Here is a 19,888-nt window from a genome sequence, read left to right on the forward strand (position 1 = left end):
GATCAGCCCCGGGGTGCGTAGGCAAACACGTCAGCGCGCATTTGATGCGCGTCCATCCCGGCACTGACCAGTGCATCCAGCGTGCCGTAGATCATGGCCGGTGAGCCGCTGGCATAAACATGCACAGCCTTGAGGTCGCTTATGTCTTCACACACAGCTTCATGCAATAGCCCGCAACGCCCTTCCCAACCACACAGATCGCTCACCACCTTGTGCAGGAACAAGTTGGGGATCTGTTGCCACGCGTCCCACTCTTCCAGGGTGTAGAAGTCTTCAGGACGACGGACACCCCAGTACAGATGAACCGGATGCCGGAAGCCTTCTTTGCGACAATGCTCGATCAGGCTGTGCATTTGCGCCATACCGGTACCCGCCGCGATCAAGACCAGCGGGCCGTCCGGCAGCTCCGACAAATGCGTGTCGCCAAATGGCAGCTCTACGCGGACCATTCTGTTGCGCTGCAGTTGCTCGATCAGGCTGCGGGCGCTGTCTTCACGCACCAGCACATGCAACTCAAGATCACGCCCGGAGTGCGGAGCACTGGCCAGGGAAAACGCTGATTTCTCACCGTTCTCACGCTCCAGCATCAGGTATTGCCCGGCGTGATAACGCGGCGGCTTGCCTGCGGGAGCCCGCAAGCGCACCCGCCACACATCGCCACCCATATCGACACATTCGATCAATTGACATGCCAGGCTACGCACCGGTAACTCTCCCAACGCAAGCACGCCATCCCATAGCACCACACAGTCTTCAAGCGGCGCTGCCAGACAGGTATAGACCTCGCCCTGATCGCGCACTTCACCTGCCTGCTCCACCTGACCTTCAACCAGCAAGGCCGCGCACACGTGACAATTACCATTGCGACAGCTTTGCGGGCATTCATAGCCCAAGCGCTGCGCTGCATCCAGTATCCGCTCACCAGGCAAGGTTTCCAGCACCGCACCTGATGGCTGCAAGGTTACACGCATCAATCTATTCCTAATTGATTCCAAATGTCATCAATCCGGCGAGTAACAGCCTCATCCTTGACGATGACCCGACCCCATTCGCGGGTGGTTTCACCCGGCCATTTGTTGGTTGCATCGAGGCCCATCTTCGAGCCAAGACCGGAAACCGGCGAAGCAAAATCCAGATAGTCGATGGGCGTGTTGTCGATCATCACCGTGTCGCGCTTGGGGTCCATGCGCGTGGTGATGGCCCAGATCACGTCATTCCAGTCGCGGGCGTTGATGTCGTCGTCGGTCACGATAACGAATTTGGTGTACATGAACTGGCGCAAAAACGACCAAACACCCAACATTACGCGCTTGGCGTGCCCCGGGTACTGCTTCTTCATGGTCACGATGGCCATGCGGTACGAGCAGCCTTCAGGTGGCAGATAGAAGTCAGTGATTTCCGGGAACTGCTTTTGCAGGATCGGCACAAAGACTTCGTTGAGCGCCACACCCAAAATCGCCGGCTCATCCGGTGGACGGCCCGTGTAGGTGCTGTGATAGATCGGCTTGACCCGATGGGTGATGCGCTCAACGGTAAACACCGGAAAGCTGTCGACTTCGTTGTAGTAACCGGTGTGATCGCCGTAAGGACCCTCAGGTGCCATCTCACCGGGATGGATCACACCCTCAAGGATGATTTCAGCGGTAGCCGGTACCTGCAGATCATTGCCGCGACACTTCACCAGCTCCGTGCGATTACCGCGCAGCAGGCCGGCAAATGCGTACTCGGACAAGCTGTCCGGCACCGGAGTGACCGCACCCAGAATCGTCGCAGGGTCTGCACCCAGCGCCACAGAAACCGGGAATGGCTGACCGGGATGCTTTTCGCACCAGTCGCGATAATCCAGCGCGCCGCCGCGATGGCTCAACCAGCGCATGATGACTTTATTGCGGCCGATCACCTGCTGGCGATAAATCCCAAGGTTCTGACGCTCCTTGTTCGGACCCTTGGTCACAGTCAGGCCCCAGGTTATCAGGGGCGCTACGTCGCCCGGCCAGCAGTGCTGTACCGGCAACAGGCCAAGATCGACGTCATCCCCCTCAATGACCACTTCCTGACACACCGCGTCTTTGACAACTTTCGGGGCCATGGCAATGATCTTGCGGAAGATGGGGAGCTTGGACCATGCATCTTTAAGACCTTTAGGCGGCTCTGGCTCTTTGAGGAACGCCAGCAACTTGCCAATTTCCCGCAGCTCGCTGACCGCTTCGGCCCCCATGCCCAAGGCAACACGTTCAGGTGTACCGAACAGGTTACCCAATACAGGAATGTCGTAACCCACCGGGTTCTCGAACAGCAAAGCCGGGCCTTTGGCGCGCAATGTGCGGTCGCAGATCTCGGTCATTTCCAGCTTGGGAGACACCGGAACCTGGATGCGCTTGAGTTCACCGCGCTGTTCCAGGCCGCTGATAAAGTCGCGTAAGTCGCGATATTGCATGCTTGAGCCTCATGTTGGCCGTGGCGTTGGGAGGCTGAGTTTAGCGCCCAAGCCGGCTATTCAGAAGAGAGAGCTGCCCGCTTCAAGAAAGGTCAGACAGCAAAAAGCCGGGTTTCCCCGGCTCTTGCTTGGCTTCCGGCGATTTACTTGCGTTTCATCGACAGGAAGAACTCATCGTTGGTCTTGGTCTGTTTCAGCTTGTCGATCAAGAACTCGATCGCTGCGACTTCGTCCATTGGGTGCAACAGCTTGCGCAGAATCCACATGCGTTGCAATTCGTCATCAGCGGTCAGCAACTCTTCACGGCGTGTGCCGGAGCGGTTGATGTTGATCGCAGGGAAGACGCGCTTTTCAGCGATTTTGCGGTCCAGAGGCAGCTCCATGTTACCGGTGCCCTTGAACTCTTCGTAGATCACTTCATCCATCTTCGAGCCGGTTTCAACCAGCGCGGTCGCGATGATGGTCAGCGAACCACCTTCTTCGATGTTGCGCGCAGCACCGAAGAAACGCTTTGGTTTCTCAAGGGCGTGAGCATCAACACCACCGGTCAATACCTTGCCGGAGCTCGGGATCACGGTGTTGTAGGCACGAGCCAGACGCGTGATGGAGTCGAGCAGGATCACCACGTCTTTTTTGTGTTCGACCAGGCGCTTGGCCTTCTCGATCACCATTTCGGCAACCTGCACGTGGCGGGTTGGCGGCTCGTCGAAGGTGGAAGCAACCACTTCGCCGCGCACGGTGCGCTGCATTTCGGTTACTTCTTCCGGACGCTCATCGATCAACAGAACGATCAAGTGCACTTCGGGGTTGTTACGCGAAATGTTCGACGCAATGTTTTGCAGCATGATGGTCTTGCCCGCTTTTGGCGGAGCAACGATCAGACCACGCTGACCTTTACCGATCGGAGCGCACAGGTCGATAACGCGACCGGTCAGATCTTCAGTGGAACCGTTACCGATTTCCATCTTCATGCGTACGGTCGGGAACAACGGGGTCAGGTTCTCGAAGAGAATCTTGTTTTTCGCGTTCTCGGGACGATCGTAGTTGATCGTGTCGACTTTCAGCAGTGCGAAGTACCGCTCGCCTTCTTTTGGCGGACGGATTTTGCCGACGATGGTGTCGCCAGTGCGCAAGTTGAAGCGACGAATCTGGCTAGGCGAGACGTAAATATCGTCCGGGCCGGCCAGATAAGAGGCGTCAGCAGAACGGAGGAAGCCGAAGCCGTCCTGGAGGATCTCCAGCACGCCATCACCGGAGATTTCCTCGCCGCTTTTCGCGTGCTTTTTCAGCAGGGAGAAAATCACGTCCTGCTTGCGCGAACGGGCCATATTTTCTATGCCCATCTGTTCGGCCAATTCGAGCAGTTCGGTAATCGGCTTTTGCTTGAGTTCAGTCAGGTTCATATAGGAATGACGTAATCATTTATGGAGGGGGAAATTAAGCTTTTGGCTTAATGAGGCCGCGCCGCAGAGAAGGCGACAGGATCGCGTACTAATTCGATAAGGAGTGCGTCGGCGACGGCTTGCAGGGGGCAATGGAGAAACCAGTGCGGGGCCGAATGTAACACTTGAGTTTCACAGCGTCTAGTCCTTGAGCCATGAAAAAGCCCCGCATTTTGCGGGGCCTTTATTGACGCTTAAATGTTGGCGTCAAGGAATGCAGCCAACTGCGACTTCGACAGCGCACCGACCTTGGTGGCTTCGACGTTGCCGTTTTTGAACAACATCAACGTAGGAATACCGCGTACGCCATGCTTGGCCGGGGTTTCCTGGTTTTCGTCAATGTTCAGCTTGGCAACAGTCAGCTTGCCTTTGTAAGTCTCGGCGATCTCGTCCAGAACTGGCGCGATCATTTTGCATGGGCCACACCATTCAGCCCAGTAATCGACCAATACAGCGCCTTCAGCCTTGAGAACCTCGGCCTCAAAGCTAGCGTCGGTGACGTGTTTAATTAGATCGCTGCTCATGGAAGTCTCCGTAGTTGTAAGCAAAAACGTAGCACATCATAGCTGTCATCCTCGCGTTCAGGAAGGTGAGGGTTGATTGACTCTCACTATGATGATTTATGAGCGCGGATATCGATGCCGTCCCTGACGAGCCCGGGATGCATGATCTGCGATGTTCTTAATATAGGAATTGGTTGTACGCAATGTAGCTGACAAGCCCAAACGCGCTGCGTATCGATGCCGTTATGGGTAAGTTCATATCCACAAAAACGGCGCTTTGTCATAAAGAAGCTAATGTCATGGCTTGCATGCTCCATATCAATGCATCTGATATCACGCGTTGGCGCGAGCGTTTGATCGTGGCACGATGGCGAAGTTATCGACCGAGACCCCTCAACCATGCCCCAATCCCAAGCCAAGAATCCGTCCCTGATCGCCGCCATTGATCTGGGTTCTAACAGCTTTCATATGGTGGTGGCCAAGGCCCAGAACGGTGAAATCCGTATTCTCGAAAGGCTTGGCGATAAAGTGCAGTTAGCTGCCGGCATCGACGAAGAACGCCAGCTCAATGAAGAATCCATGCAGCGCGGGCTCGATTGCCTGAAACGTTTCGCTCAACTGATCAACGGTATGCCATTGGGCGCTGTTCGTATCGTTGGGACCAACGCCTTGCGTGAAGCACGCAACCGCAATGAATTCATCGAGCGCGCTGAAGATATCCTGGGACACACCGTTGAAGTCATCTCCGGTCGTGAAGAGGCGCGCCTCATCTATCTGGGCGTCTCGCACACCCTTGCCGACACCCCGGGCAAGCGCCTGGTTGCCGACATCGGTGGCGGCAGTACCGAATTCATCATCGGCCAGCGTTTTGAGCCGCTGCTGCGCGAAAGCCTGCAAATGGGCTGCGTCAGCTTTACCCAGCGGTATTTCCGTGACGGAAAAATCACCCCGGCCCGTTATGCTCAGGCCTATACCGCTGCACGCCTCGAAATCATGAGCATTGAACACGCCCTGCACCGCTTGAGCTGGGACGAGGCCATCGGTTCGTCCGGCACCATCCGCGCCATTGGTCTGGCACTCAAGGCCGGCGGTCATGGGAATGGCGAGGTCAATGCCGAAGGTCTGGCATGGCTCAAGCGCAAACTGTTCAAGATGGGTGAAGTCGAGAAAATCGACTTTGAGGGTATCAAACCCGATCGCCGGGCCATTTTCCCGGCTGGCCTGGCAATTCTGGAAGCCATTTTCGACGCCCTTGAGCTCAAGCGCATGGACCATTGCGACGGTGCGCTGCGCGAAGGCGTGCTGTACGACCTGCTGGGTCGCCATCATCACGAAGACGTGCGTGAGCGCACCTTGGGCTCGCTGATGGACCGCTACCACGTGGACCTCGAGCAAGCCGCCCGGGTTGAACGCAAAGCCCTGCTGGCCTTTGATCAGGTCGCCAAGTCGTGGGAGCTCAAGGACGGGATCTGGCGTGAGTTGCTGGGCTGGGCCGCCAAGGTGCATGAGGTCGGGCTGGACATTGCCCACTATCACTACCACAAGCACGGCGCCTACCTGATCGAACACTCAGACCTGGCCGGGTTTTCACGCGAAGACCAGCAAATGCTTGCGCTGCTGGTGCGCGGGCATCGCCGTAACATTCCCAAAGACAAGTTTGCCGAGTTCGGCAAGGACGGCACCAAGCTGATTCGCCTGTGCGTGCTGCTGCGCTTTGCGATCCTGTTCTACCACATCCGCGGTAACCAGGAAGCTTCGCAAGTGAAGCTGCGTGCAGAGGGTGATCACCTCGACGTGATCTTCCCCGAGGGCTGGCTGGAGAAAAACCCGCTGACACAGGCCGACTTCGAACAAGAAGCACAGTGGCTGACTCGCGTCGGGATTGTGCTGACGGTGTCTTAAGACGCTTGTTGTTGCCGCTGCCCAGGGGCTTTACCGCACTTGCGCAGCCGGACATAGCCCTGAGCTCGGCAGCTGCTACGGTCTGTAGCCGCTGCCGAGGCACGAAGGCTGCGATGTTTGACTGGCAGCAGAGTACCTACCGGGTTGAGTCAAACAGACGGCCCGGTGCTCACCGTCAACACCGGCAGGCTCAAACGGTCAAGTAACGTGGCCTGGGCGCTGCGCGGGTTTTGGTTACCGGTTGGCGTGTTGCGCACATATCGCCCGTCAGACTGCAGTGTCCAGCTATGGGTGTTGTCGGTGAGGTAGCACTCCAGCTCTTTCTTGACGCGCAGAATCAGCTTTTTGCCTTCGACCGGGAAGCACGTCTCGACGCGCTTATCGAGGTTGCGCTCCATCCAGTCCGCGCTCGACAGGAACATCTGCTCTTCGCCGCCATTGAGGAAGTAGAAGACCCGCGTGTGCTCCAGAAAGCGGCCAATGATCGAGCGCACATGAATATTGTGCGAAACCCCGGGAATGCCCGGACGCAAACAGCACATCCCACGTACCACCAGGTCGATACGGACTCCGGACTGGCTGGCCTTGTACAGGGCGCGAATAATCTTCGGGTCGGTCAGGGAGTTGAACTTGGCGATGATGTGCGCCGGCTTGCCCTCAGACGCGAACTGGGTTTCGCGGGCAATCATGTCGAGCATGCCTTTCTTCAGGGTAAACGGCGCATGCAGCAGCTTTTTCATGCGCAACGTTTTGCCCATGCCGATCAACTGGCTGAACAGTTTGCCTACGTCCTCACACAATGCATCATCCGAGGTCAGCAAGCTGTAGTCGGTATAAAGCTTGGCGTTGCCGGCGTGATAGTTACCGGTACCCAAGTGAGCGTAACGCACAATTTCGCCGGCCTCGCGGCGCAGGATAAGCATCATCTTGGCGTGGGTCTTGAAACCCACCACACCATAGATAACCACGGCGCCGGCCGCTTGCAGACGGCTGGCCAGTTGCAGGTTGGACTCTTCGTCAAACCGCGCGCGCAGCTCAACCACCGCTGTGACCTCCTTGCCGTTGCGCGCGGCGTCGACCAGCGCATCCACGATCTCCGAGTTCGCGCCACTGCGGTACAGCGTTTGGCGCACGGCCAATACATGAGGATCCTTGGCTGCCTGTCGCAGCAAATCCACCACCGGGGTAAACGATTCAAACGGGTGCAGCAGCAAGATGTCCTGCTTGCTGACCACGCTGAAAATATTCTCACTGTTCTGCAACAGCTTGGGGATCGCCGGAGTAAACGGGGTGTATTGCAACTCGGGGTGGCTGTCCAGGCTGGTGATGCTGAACAGACGCGTGAGGTTCACAGGCCCATTGACCTGATACAACTCAGTCTCGTGCAGGCTGAACTGTTTGAGCAGGTAGTCGGAAAGGTGTTTCGGGCAAGTGTCGGCCACTTCCAGGCGCACGGCATCGCCATAACGACGCGAGAACAACTCGCCACGCAAGGCGCGGGCCAGGTCTTCGACATCTTCGGTATCAACTGCCAGGTCCGCGTTTCGGGTCAGGCGGAACTGGTAGCACCCCTTCACTTTCATGCCCTGGAACAGGTCATCGGCGTGCGCGTGAATCATCGATGACAGGAACACATAGTTGTCCCCTGTACCGCCGACATCTTCAGGCAACTTGATCACCCGCGGCAGCAAGCGCGGGGCCGGGATAATCGCCAGACCCGAGTCTCGGCCGAAGGCATCGATACCTTCCAGCTCTACGATAAAGTTCAGGCTCTTGTTCACCAGCAACGGGAACGGGTGCGTCGGGTCGAGGCCGATCGGGGTGATGATCGGCGCAATCTCATCGCGGAAGAAGCGGCGTACCCACGCTTTGATCTTGGTGTTCCAGTGTCGGCGCCGGATAAAGCGCACCTGATGCTTCTCAAGTTCGGGCAACAGGATGTCATTGAGGATCGCGTACTGGCGATCTACATGGCCGTGAACCAGCTCGCTGATCCGGGCCAACGCCTGATGTGGTTGCAAACCGTCAGCGCCAGCCTGTTCGCGGGCAAAGGTAATTTGTTTCTTCAGGCCCGCGACACGAATCTCGAAAAACTCATCCAGATTACTCGAGAAGATCAGCAGGAACTTCAACCGCTCCAGCAACGGATAGGACTCATCCAGCGCCTGTTCCAGCACGCGAATATTGAACTGCAATTGTGACAGCTCACGATGGATATACAGGCTGCTGTCATCCAGGCCAGGAATGGTTATCACCGGATGCGCCGCCACATGGGCTTCAGCCACGGCAGGCGCGTGTGTCTCCGGGACTGGCGGGGTTTCGGTGACTGACTCAACAATCGGTTGAGCTTCAGTGGCAACGAGTTCTGTATGTCCTTCGGTATTCATTGAATGTTCCTGTAAGAGCGAGTCTGACTCTCGTAACCGTTAAGCGACACGGGCAGTCAAGCTGCCAGAATGCCACCAACGCCAGTGGGATTAAACCGCTCAACAACGCTTTATGCGGGCTGAAGCCCATTAGAGGGTAATTTGTGAAAATTGTTCTGACGCCCTGCAGATACGCGCGCGCTATTTATAACTGATGTCGATGAACACTAGATGACACATCCTGAAAACGTCAGGCAAAAGCACAACCATTGTAGGAAATGTTAACGACAAGACACATTTCGATACTTTCATGAAAGTGCCTTAAGGCGTAGGCTGCGCGTTCATTTCGCCAGCATCCAGACAATGCTCCAACAATTTCTTCAAGAATTCGGTTACTTCGCCCTGTTTCTAGGGACGTTCTTTGAAGGTGAGACCATTCTGGTTCTCGCAGGCTTCTTGGCGTTTCGCGGATACATGGACCTCAAACTGGTCATGATCGTGGCGTTCCTCGGCAGCTATGCCGGCGATCAGCTTTGGTACTTTCTGGGGCGCAAGCACGGCCGCAAACTGTTGGCGCGCAAACCGCGCTGGCAACTCATGGGCGACAAGGCTCTGGAACATATCCGCAAGCACCCGGACATCTGGGTCTTGAGCTTCCGCTTTGTTTACGGCCTGCGCACCGTCATGCCTGTAGCCATCGGCCTCTCGGGCTACCCGCCGGGCCGCTATCTGTTGCTGAACGGTATTGGCGCAGCCATTTGGGCGATTGCCCTGGCAACTGCCGCCTACCACTTTGGCGCCGTGCTCGAAGGCATGCTGGGCAGCGTGAAGAAGTATGAGTTGTGGGTGCTGGGCGCCTTGTTGCTGCTGGGTTTGTGCCTGTGGGCCCGCCGCCGCTTCAAAAATGCGCGCGTGGCCAAACAGACTGCACTCGACGAAAAAAACAAGCCCGCAGCCGAGGCTGAAAACCCGCCAACTGAGTAATCGGGGTCTGCGTTCGCACACCCTCCAGGCGCTGCCCGTGCAGCGCCATGCCTTCGCCTCTGATCCCGCACTAAACTGAACGCCAGAGCCAAATTGCGATCCATGTAGAGAGCGTCAATCGCCCTGCGTGCGCAGTCAAATGGCTATGGCATCACGCGCCAAATCAGGCGACATTAGCGCCATGAACAAGGAGACCTAATATGACCCACAAAAAAGTTGCCGTGATTCTGTCTGGCTGCGGTGTCTACGATGGCGCCGAGATCCACGAAAGCGTTATCACCCTGCTGCGCCTCGATCAGCGCGGTGCCATCGTGCAATGCTTTGCCCCCAATGTTGCGCAGCTGCATGTGATCAATCACCTGACCGGCGAAGAAATGCCCGAGTCGCGTAATGTGCTGGTGGAGTCGGCGCGTATCGCGCGCGGCGAAATCAAGGATATTCGCGAAGCCAGGGCGGAAGATTTTGACGCCTTGATCGTGCCTGGCGGGTTCGGCTCGGCCAAGAACCTCTCCAGCTTTGCCTCAGAAGGGAGCGCTTGCAGCGTTCAGGCCGATGTACTGGCGGTGGCCGAAGCATTTGCCGAAGCTGGCAAGCCTGTTGGCCTGATGTGCATCACGCCAGCCATCGCCGCCAAAATCTATGGCCCCGGCGTGACCTGCACCATCGGTAAAGACCCTGAGACAGCCGCCGCGGTGAGCAAAATGGGCGCCACCCACCAGGAGTGTGAAGTCAGCGACATTGTCGAAGACAAAGCCCGGAAACTGGTCAGCACTCCGGCCTATATGCTTGCCAAATCCATCAGTGAAGCGGCTTCAGGCATCAATAAAATGGTCGATCGCGTGCTGGAACTGACCCACGAAGATTGATCAGCCTCGTGCCAGCCGGGTCAATATCCGGTCCAGCGCATTGGCGAACGCCTGCTTTTCACGTTCGCCATATGCGCCCTGCCCGCCGCTCATCTGACCTTGCTCACGCAGGTCAGTGAACAGGTTACGCACCGCCAGCCGCTCGCCCATATTCTGCGGATCAAATTCCTTGCCCCGTGGGTCCAGCGCCGCCACGCCCTTCTTTACCAGCCGATCGGCCAATGGCACATCGCTGCATATCACCAACTCACCGGGCACCGCGTGTTCCACCAAGTAGTCATCGGCGGCATCCGGGCCGCTGGGCACCACAATCAACTTGACCAGCGCGTACGCCGGCTTGATCTGACTCTGCCCCGCCACCAGCAGCACCTCAAACTGACGCTTGAGCGCGAACTTGATGACTTGATCCTTCGCCGCCTTGGGACAGGCGTCTGCGTCGATCCAGACACGCATGGATAAGCTCCAAATAATGATGGGGAATGATCATTCGTCGCGATTACCGCCCGCTGTGATCGCAACCCGCGGGCGGTAACCGTTATAAGGCTAGGCCTGTAACCGGCGCTTTTCAGCGCGCTTGCTGCGGCTGTAGAGCACCACAATGGCCAGGATGGCCACGGCCTGGGCGAACAACGAATAGGCATCAGCGTGGATGCCCAGCCAGTCGAAGTCAAAGAACGCCACAGGTCGGGTGCCGAAGATACCCGCTTCCTGCAGCGCTTTCACACCATGTCCGGCGAAGACCACCGACAACGCGCAGAGCAGCGCGGCATTGATCCCGAAGAACAGGGCCAACGGCAACTTGGCCGAGCCGCGCAGGATGATCCAGGCCAGCCCCATCAGCAACACCAGTGCCGTCGCGCCGCCCGCCAGGACAGCGTTATGACCGGCCGGGCCCGCTTGCAGCCAGAGGGTCTCGTAAAACAGGATCACTTCGAACAGCTCGCGGTACACCGAGAAGAACGCCAGGATGGCGAAGCCAAAGCGCCCGCCTCCGCTGACCAGACTGCTTTTGATGTAGTCCTGCCAGGCAGCTGCATGACGCCGGTCATGCATCCACACGCCCAGCCACAGGACCATGACGCTGGCAAACAAGGCGGTGAAACCTTCGAGCAATTCGCGCTGGGCACCGCTGACGTCAATCACATAGGCCGCCAGCGCCCAGGTCGCAAGACCTGCGACCAAGGCCAGGGCCCAGCCGATGTTGACGCTGCGTACCGCCGATTGCTGGCCGGTATTACGCAAGAAGGCAAGAATTGCGGCCAAAACCAGAATGGCTTCCAGGCCTTCACGCAGCAAAATCAGCAAACCCGAGATATAGCTCAGCGACCAGCTCAGGCCATCGCTGCCCAACAGGCCGGCCGCCTCTTTCAGCAAGGCTTTTGCCGCATCCAGGCGCTGCTCGACCTGCTCGATCGGCAAGCCGTCTTGCAACGACTGTCGATAAGCCATCAAGGCTTTTTCGCTGTTCTTGCGGACATTGGCGTCAACGTTGTCCAGCGAGCTTTCAACCAGTTCGAACCCTTCCAGATAGGCCGCAACGGACAAGTCATACGCCTGCTCGTGATCGCCCGCCCGATAAGCCGCCAGGCTTTTGTCGAGGGTCTCGCTGGTGTAGTCGAGCAATTGCCCAGGACCGCGCTGAACCTGCGGCGGCCGGGCCCGTTGAGCACGGAAAGTCGCCGTCGCTTCCGGACCTTCTGCGGTCAGTATCTCGTTGGGGGTTTGACGCGCAAGGTCTGCAAGGTTGTAGGTTTTGTCGGCTTTGGTGGCAGCCGGATCAACACTCAGCCCAGCGATATAAGTGGCCAGATCCCAGCGCTGACGCTCGTCCAACTGGTCGGCAAACGAAGGCATGTCGGTGCCTTCGACACCCAGGCCCAAGGTGTTGAAGATGGCATAGAGGCTCAGGCGGTCCAGACGCTGCGTATCACGCAGGTTGGCCGGTGGAGGGCTCATGCCGACACTCGCAGGCCCGTCACCTACACCTGTTGCCCCGTGGCACACCGAACAGTGCTGGGCGTACAGCGGCTCACCGCGTACAGGGTCGGGGGTAATGGCCGGAGCCTGACTGACCTCATAGGCCACCGCCAGCCTGGCGCCCAGCTGACGTGCTGAACGGGCCACATCTGCACCGTCCTGGTGCTGTTCAATCGCTTTGTGCAAAGCAGTGACGCCCTGTGCCAGCTCGGCACGCTCAGGGCGCTCCGGCAAGTCCGCGATCAACCCCTTGAGGACAGCCAGAAACTCCAGCTGCTCGCGGTATTCGGTTTCATCAACAACCTTGCCACCATCAACGGTGGGCGGATAGTCCGCGCCGATGTAGTCAATTAAGTGAAGCGCCTGTGAGGCACCTTCCGGGGAGTTGGCAGATACAGCAAGGCTGCATAAGGCGAGTACGGGCAACATCAGCCATGCCAAAAAACGCGAGCGGGCGGTCATCGATACATCCGGATGGAAATGAGAAGTAACACATTGTTCACTTCCCATCTCTTTCACTCAAGATTTTTAAGTGGTAGTCCGATGCAATGTCGCCAGAAATCCCGCAGCCCCGACAAATAACCCTGCAAATGTGCGGTTCATTCGCCGTTGCTGTCTAGGCGTGCGCAGCAGACGCAGGACTTTGGAGGCAAGCCCGGTGTAACCGGCCATGACAATCAAGTCCACGCTGATCATGGTCGCTCCCAGAATCAGGTATTGCGCAACCAGCGGTGCGTGCGGATCAACAAACTGCGGCAATACCGCCAGCATAAAGACCAGCGCCTTGGGGTTGCTCACATTGACCAGGAAGCCGCGGAACACCAGCGCCATCGGCTTGCCAATGGGACGCACGGCGGCGTCATCGCTAAGATCGGCCGGCAGGGCACGCCATTGTTTGACGGCCAGGTAAATGAGGTAGGCCACACCAAACCATTTGATCGCATAGAAGGCGGTGGATGATGCCGCGAGAATTGCGCCCACGCCCGCGGCGACGATCGCGATTTGCAGCGCCAGTCCCAACTGCAGCCCCAACGCGTTCCAATAGCCACGCAAGAAACCGTATTGCAGGCCGCACGACATTGAGGCAATTGCGCCGGCGCCTGGAGACAGGCTGATCACCCAGGAAGCCGCAAAAAAGGCCAACCACGTTTCCAACGACATCGCTCACCCCGGACAAAAGCTGTAACAAGTCCAATAAGCTAATGCGCTGGCTAAAAATTGACCACTACTTTTTGTAGCCGCTACCGCAGGCTGCGAAAGAAATGAGGCGTTAAAAGTCGCCTTCGCGCCAACGGCGAACCGAGCGCTGGAAGAACAAACTGTTGGGCACCTGAACCATGCTGCTGCCCGATCCCGCTTCGGCGGCTTCGATCAAGGTGGTGTACAGCAGGTTAATGGCCACGACCCGGCCTTTCATGCCCGGCTTGTCGAGGGTATCGACCAACTCCACCACATCACCGATGCGAAACGGCCCCACGGTGAAGATCAACACCGCGCACAACAGATTGGAAAGCACGCTCCACATGGCGAAGAAGGCAATCGCTGCGACTGCGACAAAGCCCGACAGTGCCGTCCACAACACAGTGGCAGAGACACCCAGGCGCTCGAGCACGAAAATCACCGCGCTGCCCATGATGAACCAGCGCAGACCACCGCGCAGCGGCATCAGCAACTGCGGCGGGAACGGATAACGCTCACTCAGGCGTGTCAGGAAGCGAGCCACTAAGCGTTGCGAGAAATAGCCCGCCAACAGAATCAGCAAGATCTGGATGCCAATCCATAGCGGCGCGACCAACTCGGCAGGAACTGGCAGGTTGAGGGCCTCCATCAGGAAAGCGCCTCAAGCTCTGCCTGCAGGCTCTCCAATAGCTCCAGAGCCTCCATCCATCGTTCTTCGAGCTCGCCTTCCAGCACCTTCAGCCGGGCCTGTTCGGCCAACAGTTCTCGCAACTTGTCTTTGTTGGCCGCTTCATACACGGCGCTGTCCCCAAGACTGGTTTCGATCTGAGCCAGCTTCTCGTTGACTTTGCCCAACTCGCTTTCGAGCTTGTCGGCTTCACGCTTGTGCGGCGCCAATTGTTGGCGCAAGGCCGCTGCGGCCTGGCGCTGAGCCTTCTTATCGGTTTTGTCCGGGTTGACCGGAGTGTTGCTGACCGGCGCATTGCGCAAACGGTAATCCGCCAGCCAGCGCGCGTAGTCTTCAAGGTCGCCGTCAAACTCCTGCACCTTGCCATCGGCTACCAGCAAAAACTCATCGGTGGTGCTTTTGAGCAAATGCCGATCGTGAGACACCACGAGTACCGCGCCACTGAACTCTTGCAAGGCCATGGTCAACGCCAGGCGCATTTCGAGATCAAGGTGGTTGGTCGGTTCGTCGAGCAACAGCAGATTCGGCCGGCCCCATGCAATCAAAGCCAGCGCCAGGCGGGCTTTTTCGCCACCCGAGAAGTTCAATACCGGCTCGTCGATGCGTGCGCCACGGAAGTCGAAGCCACCGAGGAAGTCGCGCAGGGTTTGCTCACGCTCGGTCGGCGCCAGACGCTGCATGTGCAACAGCGGGCTGGCCTTGGAGTCCAGCGAGTCGAGCTGATGCTGGGCAAAGTAACCCACCACCAGGTTTTCGCCACGGGCCAGACGGCCCGAGATCGGCTCCAGCTCGCCCGCGAGGTTTTTGATCAGGGTCGACTTGCCCGCGCCATTCGGCCCGAGCAAACCAATACGCGCGCCCGGAACCAGCTGCAGCTTGACCTTCTCCAGGATGGTCTTGTCGCCATAGCCCAAACGCGCATCGGACAAATCAAGCAGTGGGCTGGAAAGCTTGACCGCCTCACGGAATACGAAATCGAACGGCGAGTCGACGTGGGCCGCGCTCAGTTCTTCCATGCGCTCAAGGGCTTTGATCCGGCTTTGCGCCTGGCGCGCCTTGGTAGCTTGAGCCTTGAAGCGGGCAATGTAGCTTTCCATGTGCGCACGTTGCGCCTGCTGCTTCTCGTAGGCCTGTTGCTGCTGGGCCAGACGTTCGGCACGGGCACGCTCAAAGGCGCTGTAGCCACCGCGATAGAGCGTGATTTTGCGCTGATCGACGTGGGCGATATTGTCGACCACGGCATCCAGGAAATCCCGGTCGTGGGAGATCAGCAGCAAGGTGCCTGGATAGTTTTTCAGGAAGTCTTCCAGCCACAGGATGGCATCGAGGTCCAAGTGGTTGGTCGGCTCATCGAGCAGCAACAGATCCGACGGGCACATCAAGGCTTGCGCCAGGTTCAGGCGCATCCGCCAGCCGCCGGAAAAGTCGGCAACCGGGCGGTCCATTTGCTCGTTGGTGAACCCCAGGCCGGCAAGCATTTTGCGTGCGCGGGCATCTGCCGTGTAGCCATCGGCACTGTCCAGCTCGGAGTGCAGGCGGGCCTGGGCGGCGCCATCTTCGTCGGCTTCGGCCTTGGCCAGATCGGCCTGCACCTGGCGCAAGCGCTGGTCGCCATCGAGCACGTAGTCGATCGCGATGCGGTCGAGCGTGTCGATTTCTTGCCGCATGTGGGCAATCCGCCAGTCGGCCGGCAGCAGACAATCCCCGGAATCAGGCGTCAACTCACCCAGCAACAAGGCGAACAAAGTGGATTTACCGGCGCCATTGGCGCCGACCAGACCGGCTTTGTGGCCGGCGTGCAGGGTCAGCTCGGCGTCTTCTAGCAGACGTTGCGGGCCACGCTGTAAAGTCAGGTTCTGAAGTCGGATCATAATGGCCGCGGAGTCTACCAGCTTCCCTCTTAACTGGCGCGAATTGCACTATGCAGATTGACCTGTGGAACTACTGTTTAAACCTCTACGCCCGACCTGGGGTGGAACAGGCGTGTTTGAGCCTCCAGGCCCAGGGGCTGGACGTGTGCCTGTTGCTGAGTGCCGCCTGGCTGGAATACCGGTGTGTGCCCTGTGACGAGGCCCGTCTGGCGCAATTGAAAGCGTGTGCTGAACCCTGGCAACGCGAGGTGGTGCAGCCGCTACGGCAGTTGCGCACGCAATGGCGCGAAGCTGCCCTGCACGATGAGGTGCTGGCCATGCTAAGGACGCAGATCAAGGCTTTGGAGTTAGATGCGGAACGTGAAGTGCTGCGACGCCTTGAGTCAGTGACACACGGCTGGCCATCCGCCCATTCCGATACGGATTGCGACTGGCTGCAAAGAATGGCAAGCGTTGTTGCCCTGCCTGATCGCGACGCGCTGCAGAAGCTGCGCGCCGCAATCAACCCAGCTTAAGAAGCGCTGGGCGGGAGGGTGGCCTGGGTCGTAGCCGGCACTGGCGTTGCCGTCGACGCAGAGGTCGCAGCCGGTGTTGCAGCGACCGGCGTTGCAGCTGACTTGGCAGGTGTCGCAGCAGCAGGCTTGGCAGCTACAGGCTTTTTAGCGGCTGGCTTTGCAGCAGGCTTGGTGGGGGCTTTAACGGCAGGTTTAGCAACCGGTTTGATCGCTGGCTTTGTCGCTGTGGCTGGTTTGGCGGCTACCGTTTTGGCAGCAGGCTTGGCAGCTACTTTAGCCGGCGCTTTCACAGGTGCTTTCACAGGTGCTTTCACCGGTGCTTTTGCAGCAACCGGTTTGGCAGCTGCTGCTTTGGCAGCGGGCTTGGTGGCTGCAGTTTTAGTAGCTACAGGCTTGGCAGCCGGTTTAGCCGTGCGGGCTGCCGGCTTTTGGGCTGGCGCCTTGGCCGCAGGCTTGGTTGCTACTTTTACGGGCGGTTTGGCAGCGGCTTTTACAGGAGCCTTGACCGCAGCTTTAACGCTCGCTTTGACAGCGGGCTTCTTGGTGCCTGCTGCAGGCTTGGCATTGCGGACCGTCAACGCTTTGCCCACGGCCTCTTTAACTCGACCAATACCCTGGGCAAGCTTCAGGCTCTCTTGCGCATCGCGCTTGAGTTGCAGAATGTAATCGCGGGTTTCGGTTTGACGCTCTTTGAGTGCATCAAGCAGTTGCTCAAGCTCTTTGACTGCAGCCTTGGCTTTTGACTGCGCCTTGGACTTGCCGGCATTCGCCGCATCCTGCAACTTGGCACGCGCCTTATGCAGTTTTTCCTGAGCTTTACCGCGCTGCTTTTCAAGCTTGGCGAGCAGTTTCTCAGCATCAGCCAACGCTTGGGAGCAAGCGTTTTCCAAATGCTCAAGCAAGCTGCCTGAGAGCTGTTGGAGCAAGTGCAACGGCGTATTTACGGGCTTCTTATTGGCCGACATGGTTTACCTCCTGGCTGAAGTGAGTGCGGCTCATACTAGACCTCTGCAACTACCGCCGCTAGAGCATGTTGACACTAACGACCGTCATGGGTTGCATGTCGTTAAAAAACTTGTTCCGGATCAACCTTTAAGCTGCGATCCGACTAATTCCTGCAAATGGTTCAACGTTTATTGGCCGCCAAATAAACCACGGAAATCCGCGCCTGCACTGGCATAATCGCCTGCATTTCAGGCTGGAGAATGCCCATGCCGCGCTACCTCTTATTGACGTTATTGTGCCTGGTACCTCTCCTCCCTAAAGCCTGGGCAACCGACACCGATAATGCCCACGATCTCGCTTACAGCCTCGGGGTCAGCCTGGGTGAGCGCTTGCGTGAAGAAGTCCCCGGACTGCAGATTCAAGCCTTGATCGAGGGGCTGCGGGCAGCCTATCAAGATAAACCGTTAGCACTCAGCAATGAGCGTATCGAACAGATTTTGCTTCAACACCAGGCCCAATCTGATGCGACTCAACCCTTACCGTCGAGTGAGCGGGCACTCGCTGCCGAACGCGACTTCCTGCTCAAGGAAAAGCAACAGCCTCGGGCACGCGAGTTGGCTGACGGCATCATCCTGACCGAGTTCAGGCCTGGCCACGGCGCAAAGCCTGGCCTCCATGATTCGGTCTATGTGAATTATGCAGGACGCTTGCCCGACGGCACTCCATTCGATCAAAGCGTTGAGCCTCAATGGTTTCGCCTGGACAGCGTTATCGCAGGCTGGCGCACTGCGTTGGTACAGATGCCGATCGGGGCTAAATGGCGTTTGGTGATACCTTCCGGGCAGGCCTACGGTGCAGACGGTGCAGGACGTTTGATTGCACCCCACACACCCCTGGTGTTTGACATCGAGTTGCTCGACATCAAAAAGTGAACTGTCACCTACAAAAACGGTGCGCCATGCGCACCGTTAATGATCGATCCAGGACTCAGGTCAGGCTTGGACGACTTGCGCTTCTTTCTGCTGGTGCGCGTTGTGCAGCACTTCAATCAGGCAGTCTTCCAGCTCGAAGCGTTCATGAAGCAAGGCACCCAGTGCCTGAAATTTCGCCGCGAGCTTTTCACAGTCAGGCCGATGATCCTTGCCATCGCACTGATCGTTGAAGGCCAGGGCGGCTTCGGTGATGGCATCAATTCGGGGGTAGATAGTGTTGGCCAGCTCCAGACCTCGATCATCCTCGAACGCTTTGGCTTCGTCGTTAAGTTGTTCGTAGATTTCGAAGTGCCCCGCAGAGACGTAGTCCACCAGAATCTGGCAAAACTCCCGCTGTGTCTTGCGCTTGGGATTTGAGGTCTTCTGCTCGACCTTCACCGCCTCATAGGCTTTCACAAGTTCGCCGCGATCATGCAGCCAGTTATCAATCAGCTTGTGGACGCCATTGAAACGTTCCTGGGCATTACTGCAACTCTCGAGCATGATGATCTCTCTTCCCTTGTGGGCCCATGCCACCCAGCGTCAGCCGGGCCTGTCTGAACCCAAATGTGCGCAAGCGCACCAACAATGGGCGGCATATTTCCAATAATGCGTGCGGGCCAGATTATGCTCGCACGACAACACCTTCAAGGTACGCACGAGAGAAAGTTCATACAAGCGTTTAATGCTGACTGCTACCTCGCGTCGCAGGAACCGGGTAATTATCGGTAAAAAATCGCACGAAGTATCTGACAACTGCTCAGCACAAACAGCCCCACAAAGGCCAGCAGACTCAACTCGGCAATACTCAGATCAAACAGGGTCCAGCGAATACGTGCACACGCTTCACTGCCGCGATAGATCACCGAGAACATGTCGCCCGGCGACAGGATCCGCCACATGCAGGCAAGGTCAGGCTGGCAGAACATCAGACGCTCAGGTGGCGCGCTCTGTATGACAACCTGTCGCAAGGCGCTCGCGGTGCCTCCCAGTGCCAGCAATGTCGACACCACGGAATACATCAAAACCCCCGTACGGCCAGGCTTGTGAACATACCCCATCAAGTTGACGACACCGAACACCAGCAAGAAACCGCGCTGCACAAAACATAACCAGCACGGTTCCAGTCCGACACCAAACTCCAGGTACAACGAAGCCCCCATCACGAGGGCGGCGACAAAAAAAGCCAAGAAAAAAATGAAACGTGAGTAGGCCAAAAACATGGCTTTTCCGTAACAAAAG

18 protein-coding genes are annotated in these 19,888 nt (G+C 57.8%); 5 read left to right on the forward strand and 13 right to left on the reverse strand.

All coding sequences use genetic code 11. The features are described 5' to 3' along the window. Window positions 1-2: 2 nt before the first annotated feature. The 4 genes from DQN55_RS21520 to trxA all read right to left on the reverse strand — a co-directional run bounded on the left by DQN55_RS21520 (window position 3) and on the right by trxA (window position 4,403). A complete protein-coding gene (locus DQN55_RS21520; RefSeq protein ID WP_048383810.1) occupies window positions 3-971 on the reverse strand; it encodes a CDP-6-deoxy-delta-3,4-glucoseen reductase in 969 nt (322 codons plus the stop codon). Further along, window positions 971-2,437, reverse strand: coding sequence for a 4-hydroxy-3-polyprenylbenzoate decarboxylase (gene ubiD, locus DQN55_RS21525; protein WP_048383809.1), 1,467 nt, complete (start codon window positions 2,435-2,437; stop codon window positions 971-973). The genes DQN55_RS21520 and ubiD overlap by 1 nt, the downstream gene beginning before the upstream one ends. Before the next feature lie 143 nt (window positions 2,438-2,580). After that, window positions 2,581-3,840, reverse strand: a complete 1,260-nt coding sequence (gene rho, locus DQN55_RS21530) for a transcription termination factor Rho (RefSeq protein ID WP_003438291.1) — start codon at window positions 3,838-3,840, stop codon at window positions 2,581-2,583. A 233-nt stretch (window positions 3,841-4,073) separates the two neighbouring features. Next, complete coding sequence (gene trxA / locus DQN55_RS21535; protein ID WP_048383808.1) at window positions 4,074-4,403, reverse strand: thioredoxin TrxA; 330 nt, start codon at window positions 4,401-4,403, stop codon at window positions 4,074-4,076. Window positions 4,404-4,781: 378 nt separating this feature from the next. On the opposite strand from trxA, the gene ppx reads away from it, so the two are divergent. Continuing rightward, window positions 4,782-6,284: an exopolyphosphatase gene (gene ppx / locus DQN55_RS21540; protein ID WP_048383807.1), complete on the forward strand. Its 1,503-nt coding sequence runs from the start codon at window positions 4,782-4,784 to the stop codon at window positions 6,282-6,284. 149 nt (window positions 6,285-6,433) lie between these two features. Here ppx and ppk1 read toward each other — a convergent pair whose 3' ends face one another. Continuing rightward, window positions 6,434-8,671 carry a polyphosphate kinase 1 gene (ppk1, locus tag DQN55_RS21545; protein ID WP_048383806.1) on the reverse strand — a complete coding sequence of 746 codons (2,238 nt, stop codon included), beginning with the start codon at window positions 8,669-8,671 and terminating at the stop codon, window positions 6,434-6,436. Between the two features lie 342 nt (window positions 8,672-9,013). On the opposite strand from ppk1, the gene DQN55_RS21550 reads away from it, so the two are divergent. Together DQN55_RS21550 and elbB are read left to right on the forward strand one after the other, a co-directional pair. Next, window positions 9,014-9,634, forward strand: a complete 621-nt coding sequence (locus tag DQN55_RS21550; protein ID WP_048383805.1) for a DedA family protein — start codon at window positions 9,014-9,016, stop codon at window positions 9,632-9,634. Between the two features lie 200 nt (window positions 9,635-9,834). Then, window positions 9,835-10,500, forward strand: coding sequence for an isoprenoid biosynthesis glyoxalase ElbB (gene elbB, locus DQN55_RS21555; RefSeq protein WP_048383803.1), 666 nt, complete (start codon window positions 9,835-9,837; stop codon window positions 10,498-10,500). Here elbB and DQN55_RS21560 read toward each other — a convergent pair whose 3' ends face one another. The 5 genes from DQN55_RS21560 to DQN55_RS21580 form a co-directional block, all read right to left on the reverse strand. Further along, window positions 10,501-10,953, reverse strand: coding sequence for a YaiI/YqxD family protein (locus DQN55_RS21560; RefSeq protein ID WP_048383802.1), 453 nt, complete (start codon window positions 10,951-10,953; stop codon window positions 10,501-10,503). 90 nt (window positions 10,954-11,043) lie between these two features. After that, window positions 11,044-12,939: an FTR1 family protein gene (locus DQN55_RS21565; RefSeq protein ID WP_048383801.1), complete on the reverse strand. Its 1,896-nt coding sequence runs from the start codon at window positions 12,937-12,939 to the stop codon at window positions 11,044-11,046. Between the two features lie 66 nt (window positions 12,940-13,005). Then, window positions 13,006-13,638 (reverse strand): LysE family transporter, encoded by a 633-nt coding sequence (locus DQN55_RS21570; RefSeq protein ID WP_048383800.1) that lies wholly within the window; start codon window positions 13,636-13,638, stop codon window positions 13,006-13,008. Between the two features lie 109 nt (window positions 13,639-13,747). Continuing rightward, window positions 13,748-14,305, reverse strand: a complete 558-nt coding sequence (locus DQN55_RS21575) for a mechanosensitive ion channel family protein (RefSeq protein ID WP_048383799.1) — start codon at window positions 14,303-14,305, stop codon at window positions 13,748-13,750. Next, window positions 14,305-16,215 (reverse strand): ATP-binding cassette domain-containing protein, encoded by a 1,911-nt coding sequence (locus DQN55_RS21580; protein ID WP_048383798.1) that lies wholly within the window; start codon window positions 16,213-16,215, stop codon window positions 14,305-14,307. Before DQN55_RS21580 ends, DQN55_RS21575 begins: the two co-directional genes overlap by 1 nt. A gap of 50 nt (window positions 16,216-16,265) precedes the next feature. On the opposite strand from DQN55_RS21580, the gene DQN55_RS21585 reads away from it, so the two are divergent. Further along, a complete protein-coding gene (locus tag DQN55_RS21585) occupies window positions 16,266-16,730 on the forward strand; it encodes a TIGR02444 family protein (protein ID WP_048383797.1) in 465 nt (154 codons plus the stop codon). Here the strand turns inward: DQN55_RS21585 and DQN55_RS21590 are convergent. Continuing rightward, window positions 16,727-17,695, reverse strand: a complete 969-nt coding sequence (locus tag DQN55_RS21590; protein WP_048383795.1) for an AlgP family protein — start codon at window positions 17,693-17,695, stop codon at window positions 16,727-16,729. The two genes, DQN55_RS21585 and DQN55_RS21590, sit on opposite strands and share 4 nt — an antisense overlap. A 246-nt stretch (window positions 17,696-17,941) precedes the next feature. On the opposite strand from DQN55_RS21590, the gene DQN55_RS21600 reads away from it, so the two are divergent. After that, window positions 17,942-18,607: an FKBP-type peptidyl-prolyl cis-trans isomerase gene (locus DQN55_RS21600; protein ID WP_048383794.1), complete on the forward strand. Its 666-nt coding sequence runs from the start codon at window positions 17,942-17,944 to the stop codon at window positions 18,605-18,607. A gap of 60 nt (window positions 18,608-18,667) precedes the next feature. Here DQN55_RS21600 and DQN55_RS21605 read toward each other — a convergent pair whose 3' ends face one another. Continuing rightward, on the reverse strand, window positions 18,668-19,150 hold the full coding sequence (locus DQN55_RS21605; RefSeq protein ID WP_048383793.1) for an Rsd/AlgQ family anti-sigma factor: 483 nt from the start codon (window positions 19,148-19,150) through the stop codon (window positions 18,668-18,670). Window positions 19,151-19,368: 218 nt separating this feature from the next. Next, window positions 19,369-19,869, reverse strand: coding sequence for a disulfide bond formation protein B (locus DQN55_RS21610; RefSeq protein WP_048383792.1), 501 nt, complete (start codon window positions 19,867-19,869; stop codon window positions 19,369-19,371). Window positions 19,870-19,888 lie beyond the last annotated feature (19 nt).

Origin of the sequence: Pseudomonas taetrolens, from assembly GCF_900475285.1 — a bacterium.
In the GTDB taxonomy this organism is placed as follows: Bacteria; Pseudomonadota; Gammaproteobacteria; order Pseudomonadales; family Pseudomonadaceae; genus Aquipseudomonas; species Aquipseudomonas taetrolens.

Coding starts and splice junctions, on each gene's coding strand:
- DQN55_RS21520 (WP_048383810.1), bottom strand. CDS start 971: ATGCGTGTAACCTTGCAGCCATCAGGTGCGGTGCTGGAAACCTTGCCT.
- ubiD (WP_048383809.1), bottom strand. CDS start 2,437: ATGCAATATCGCGACTTACGCGACTTTATCAGCGGCCTGGAACAGCGC.
- rho (WP_003438291.1), bottom strand. CDS start 3,840: ATGAACCTGACTGAACTCAAGCAAAAGCCGATTACCGAACTGCTCGAA.
- trxA (WP_048383808.1), bottom strand. CDS start 4,403: ATGAGCAGCGATCTAATTAAACACGTCACCGACGCTAGCTTTGAGGCC.
- ppx (WP_048383807.1), top strand. CDS start 4,782: ATGCCCCAATCCCAAGCCAAGAATCCGTCCCTGATCGCCGCCATTGAT.
- ppk1 (WP_048383806.1), bottom strand. CDS start 8,671: ATGAATACCGAAGGACATACAGAACTCGTTGCCACTGAAGCTCAACCG.
- DQN55_RS21550 (WP_048383805.1), top strand. CDS start 9,014: ATGCTCCAACAATTTCTTCAAGAATTCGGTTACTTCGCCCTGTTTCTA.
- elbB (WP_048383803.1), top strand. CDS start 9,835: ATGACCCACAAAAAAGTTGCCGTGATTCTGTCTGGCTGCGGTGTCTAC.
- DQN55_RS21560 (WP_048383802.1), bottom strand. CDS start 10,953: ATGCGTGTCTGGATCGACGCAGACGCCTGTCCCAAGGCGGCGAAGGAT.
- DQN55_RS21565 (WP_048383801.1), bottom strand. CDS start 12,939: ATGACCGCCCGCTCGCGTTTTTTGGCATGGCTGATGTTGCCCGTACTC.
- DQN55_RS21570 (WP_048383800.1), bottom strand. CDS start 13,638: ATGTCGTTGGAAACGTGGTTGGCCTTTTTTGCGGCTTCCTGGGTGATC.
- DQN55_RS21575 (WP_048383799.1), bottom strand. CDS start 14,305: ATGGAGGCCCTCAACCTGCCAGTTCCTGCCGAGTTGGTCGCGCCGCTA.
- DQN55_RS21580 (WP_048383798.1), bottom strand. CDS start 16,215: ATGATCCGACTTCAGAACCTGACTTTACAGCGTGGCCCGCAACGTCTG.
- DQN55_RS21585 (WP_048383797.1), top strand. CDS start 16,266: ATGCAGATTGACCTGTGGAACTACTGTTTAAACCTCTACGCCCGACCT.
- DQN55_RS21590 (WP_048383795.1), bottom strand. CDS start 17,695: ATGTCGGCCAATAAGAAGCCCGTAAATACGCCGTTGCACTTGCTCCAA.
- DQN55_RS21600 (WP_048383794.1), top strand. CDS start 17,942: ATGCCGCGCTACCTCTTATTGACGTTATTGTGCCTGGTACCTCTCCTC.
- DQN55_RS21605 (WP_048383793.1), bottom strand. CDS start 19,150: ATGCTCGAGAGTTGCAGTAATGCCCAGGAACGTTTCAATGGCGTCCAC.
- DQN55_RS21610 (WP_048383792.1), bottom strand. CDS start 19,869: ATGTTTTTGGCCTACTCACGTTTCATTTTTTTCTTGGCTTTTTTTGTC.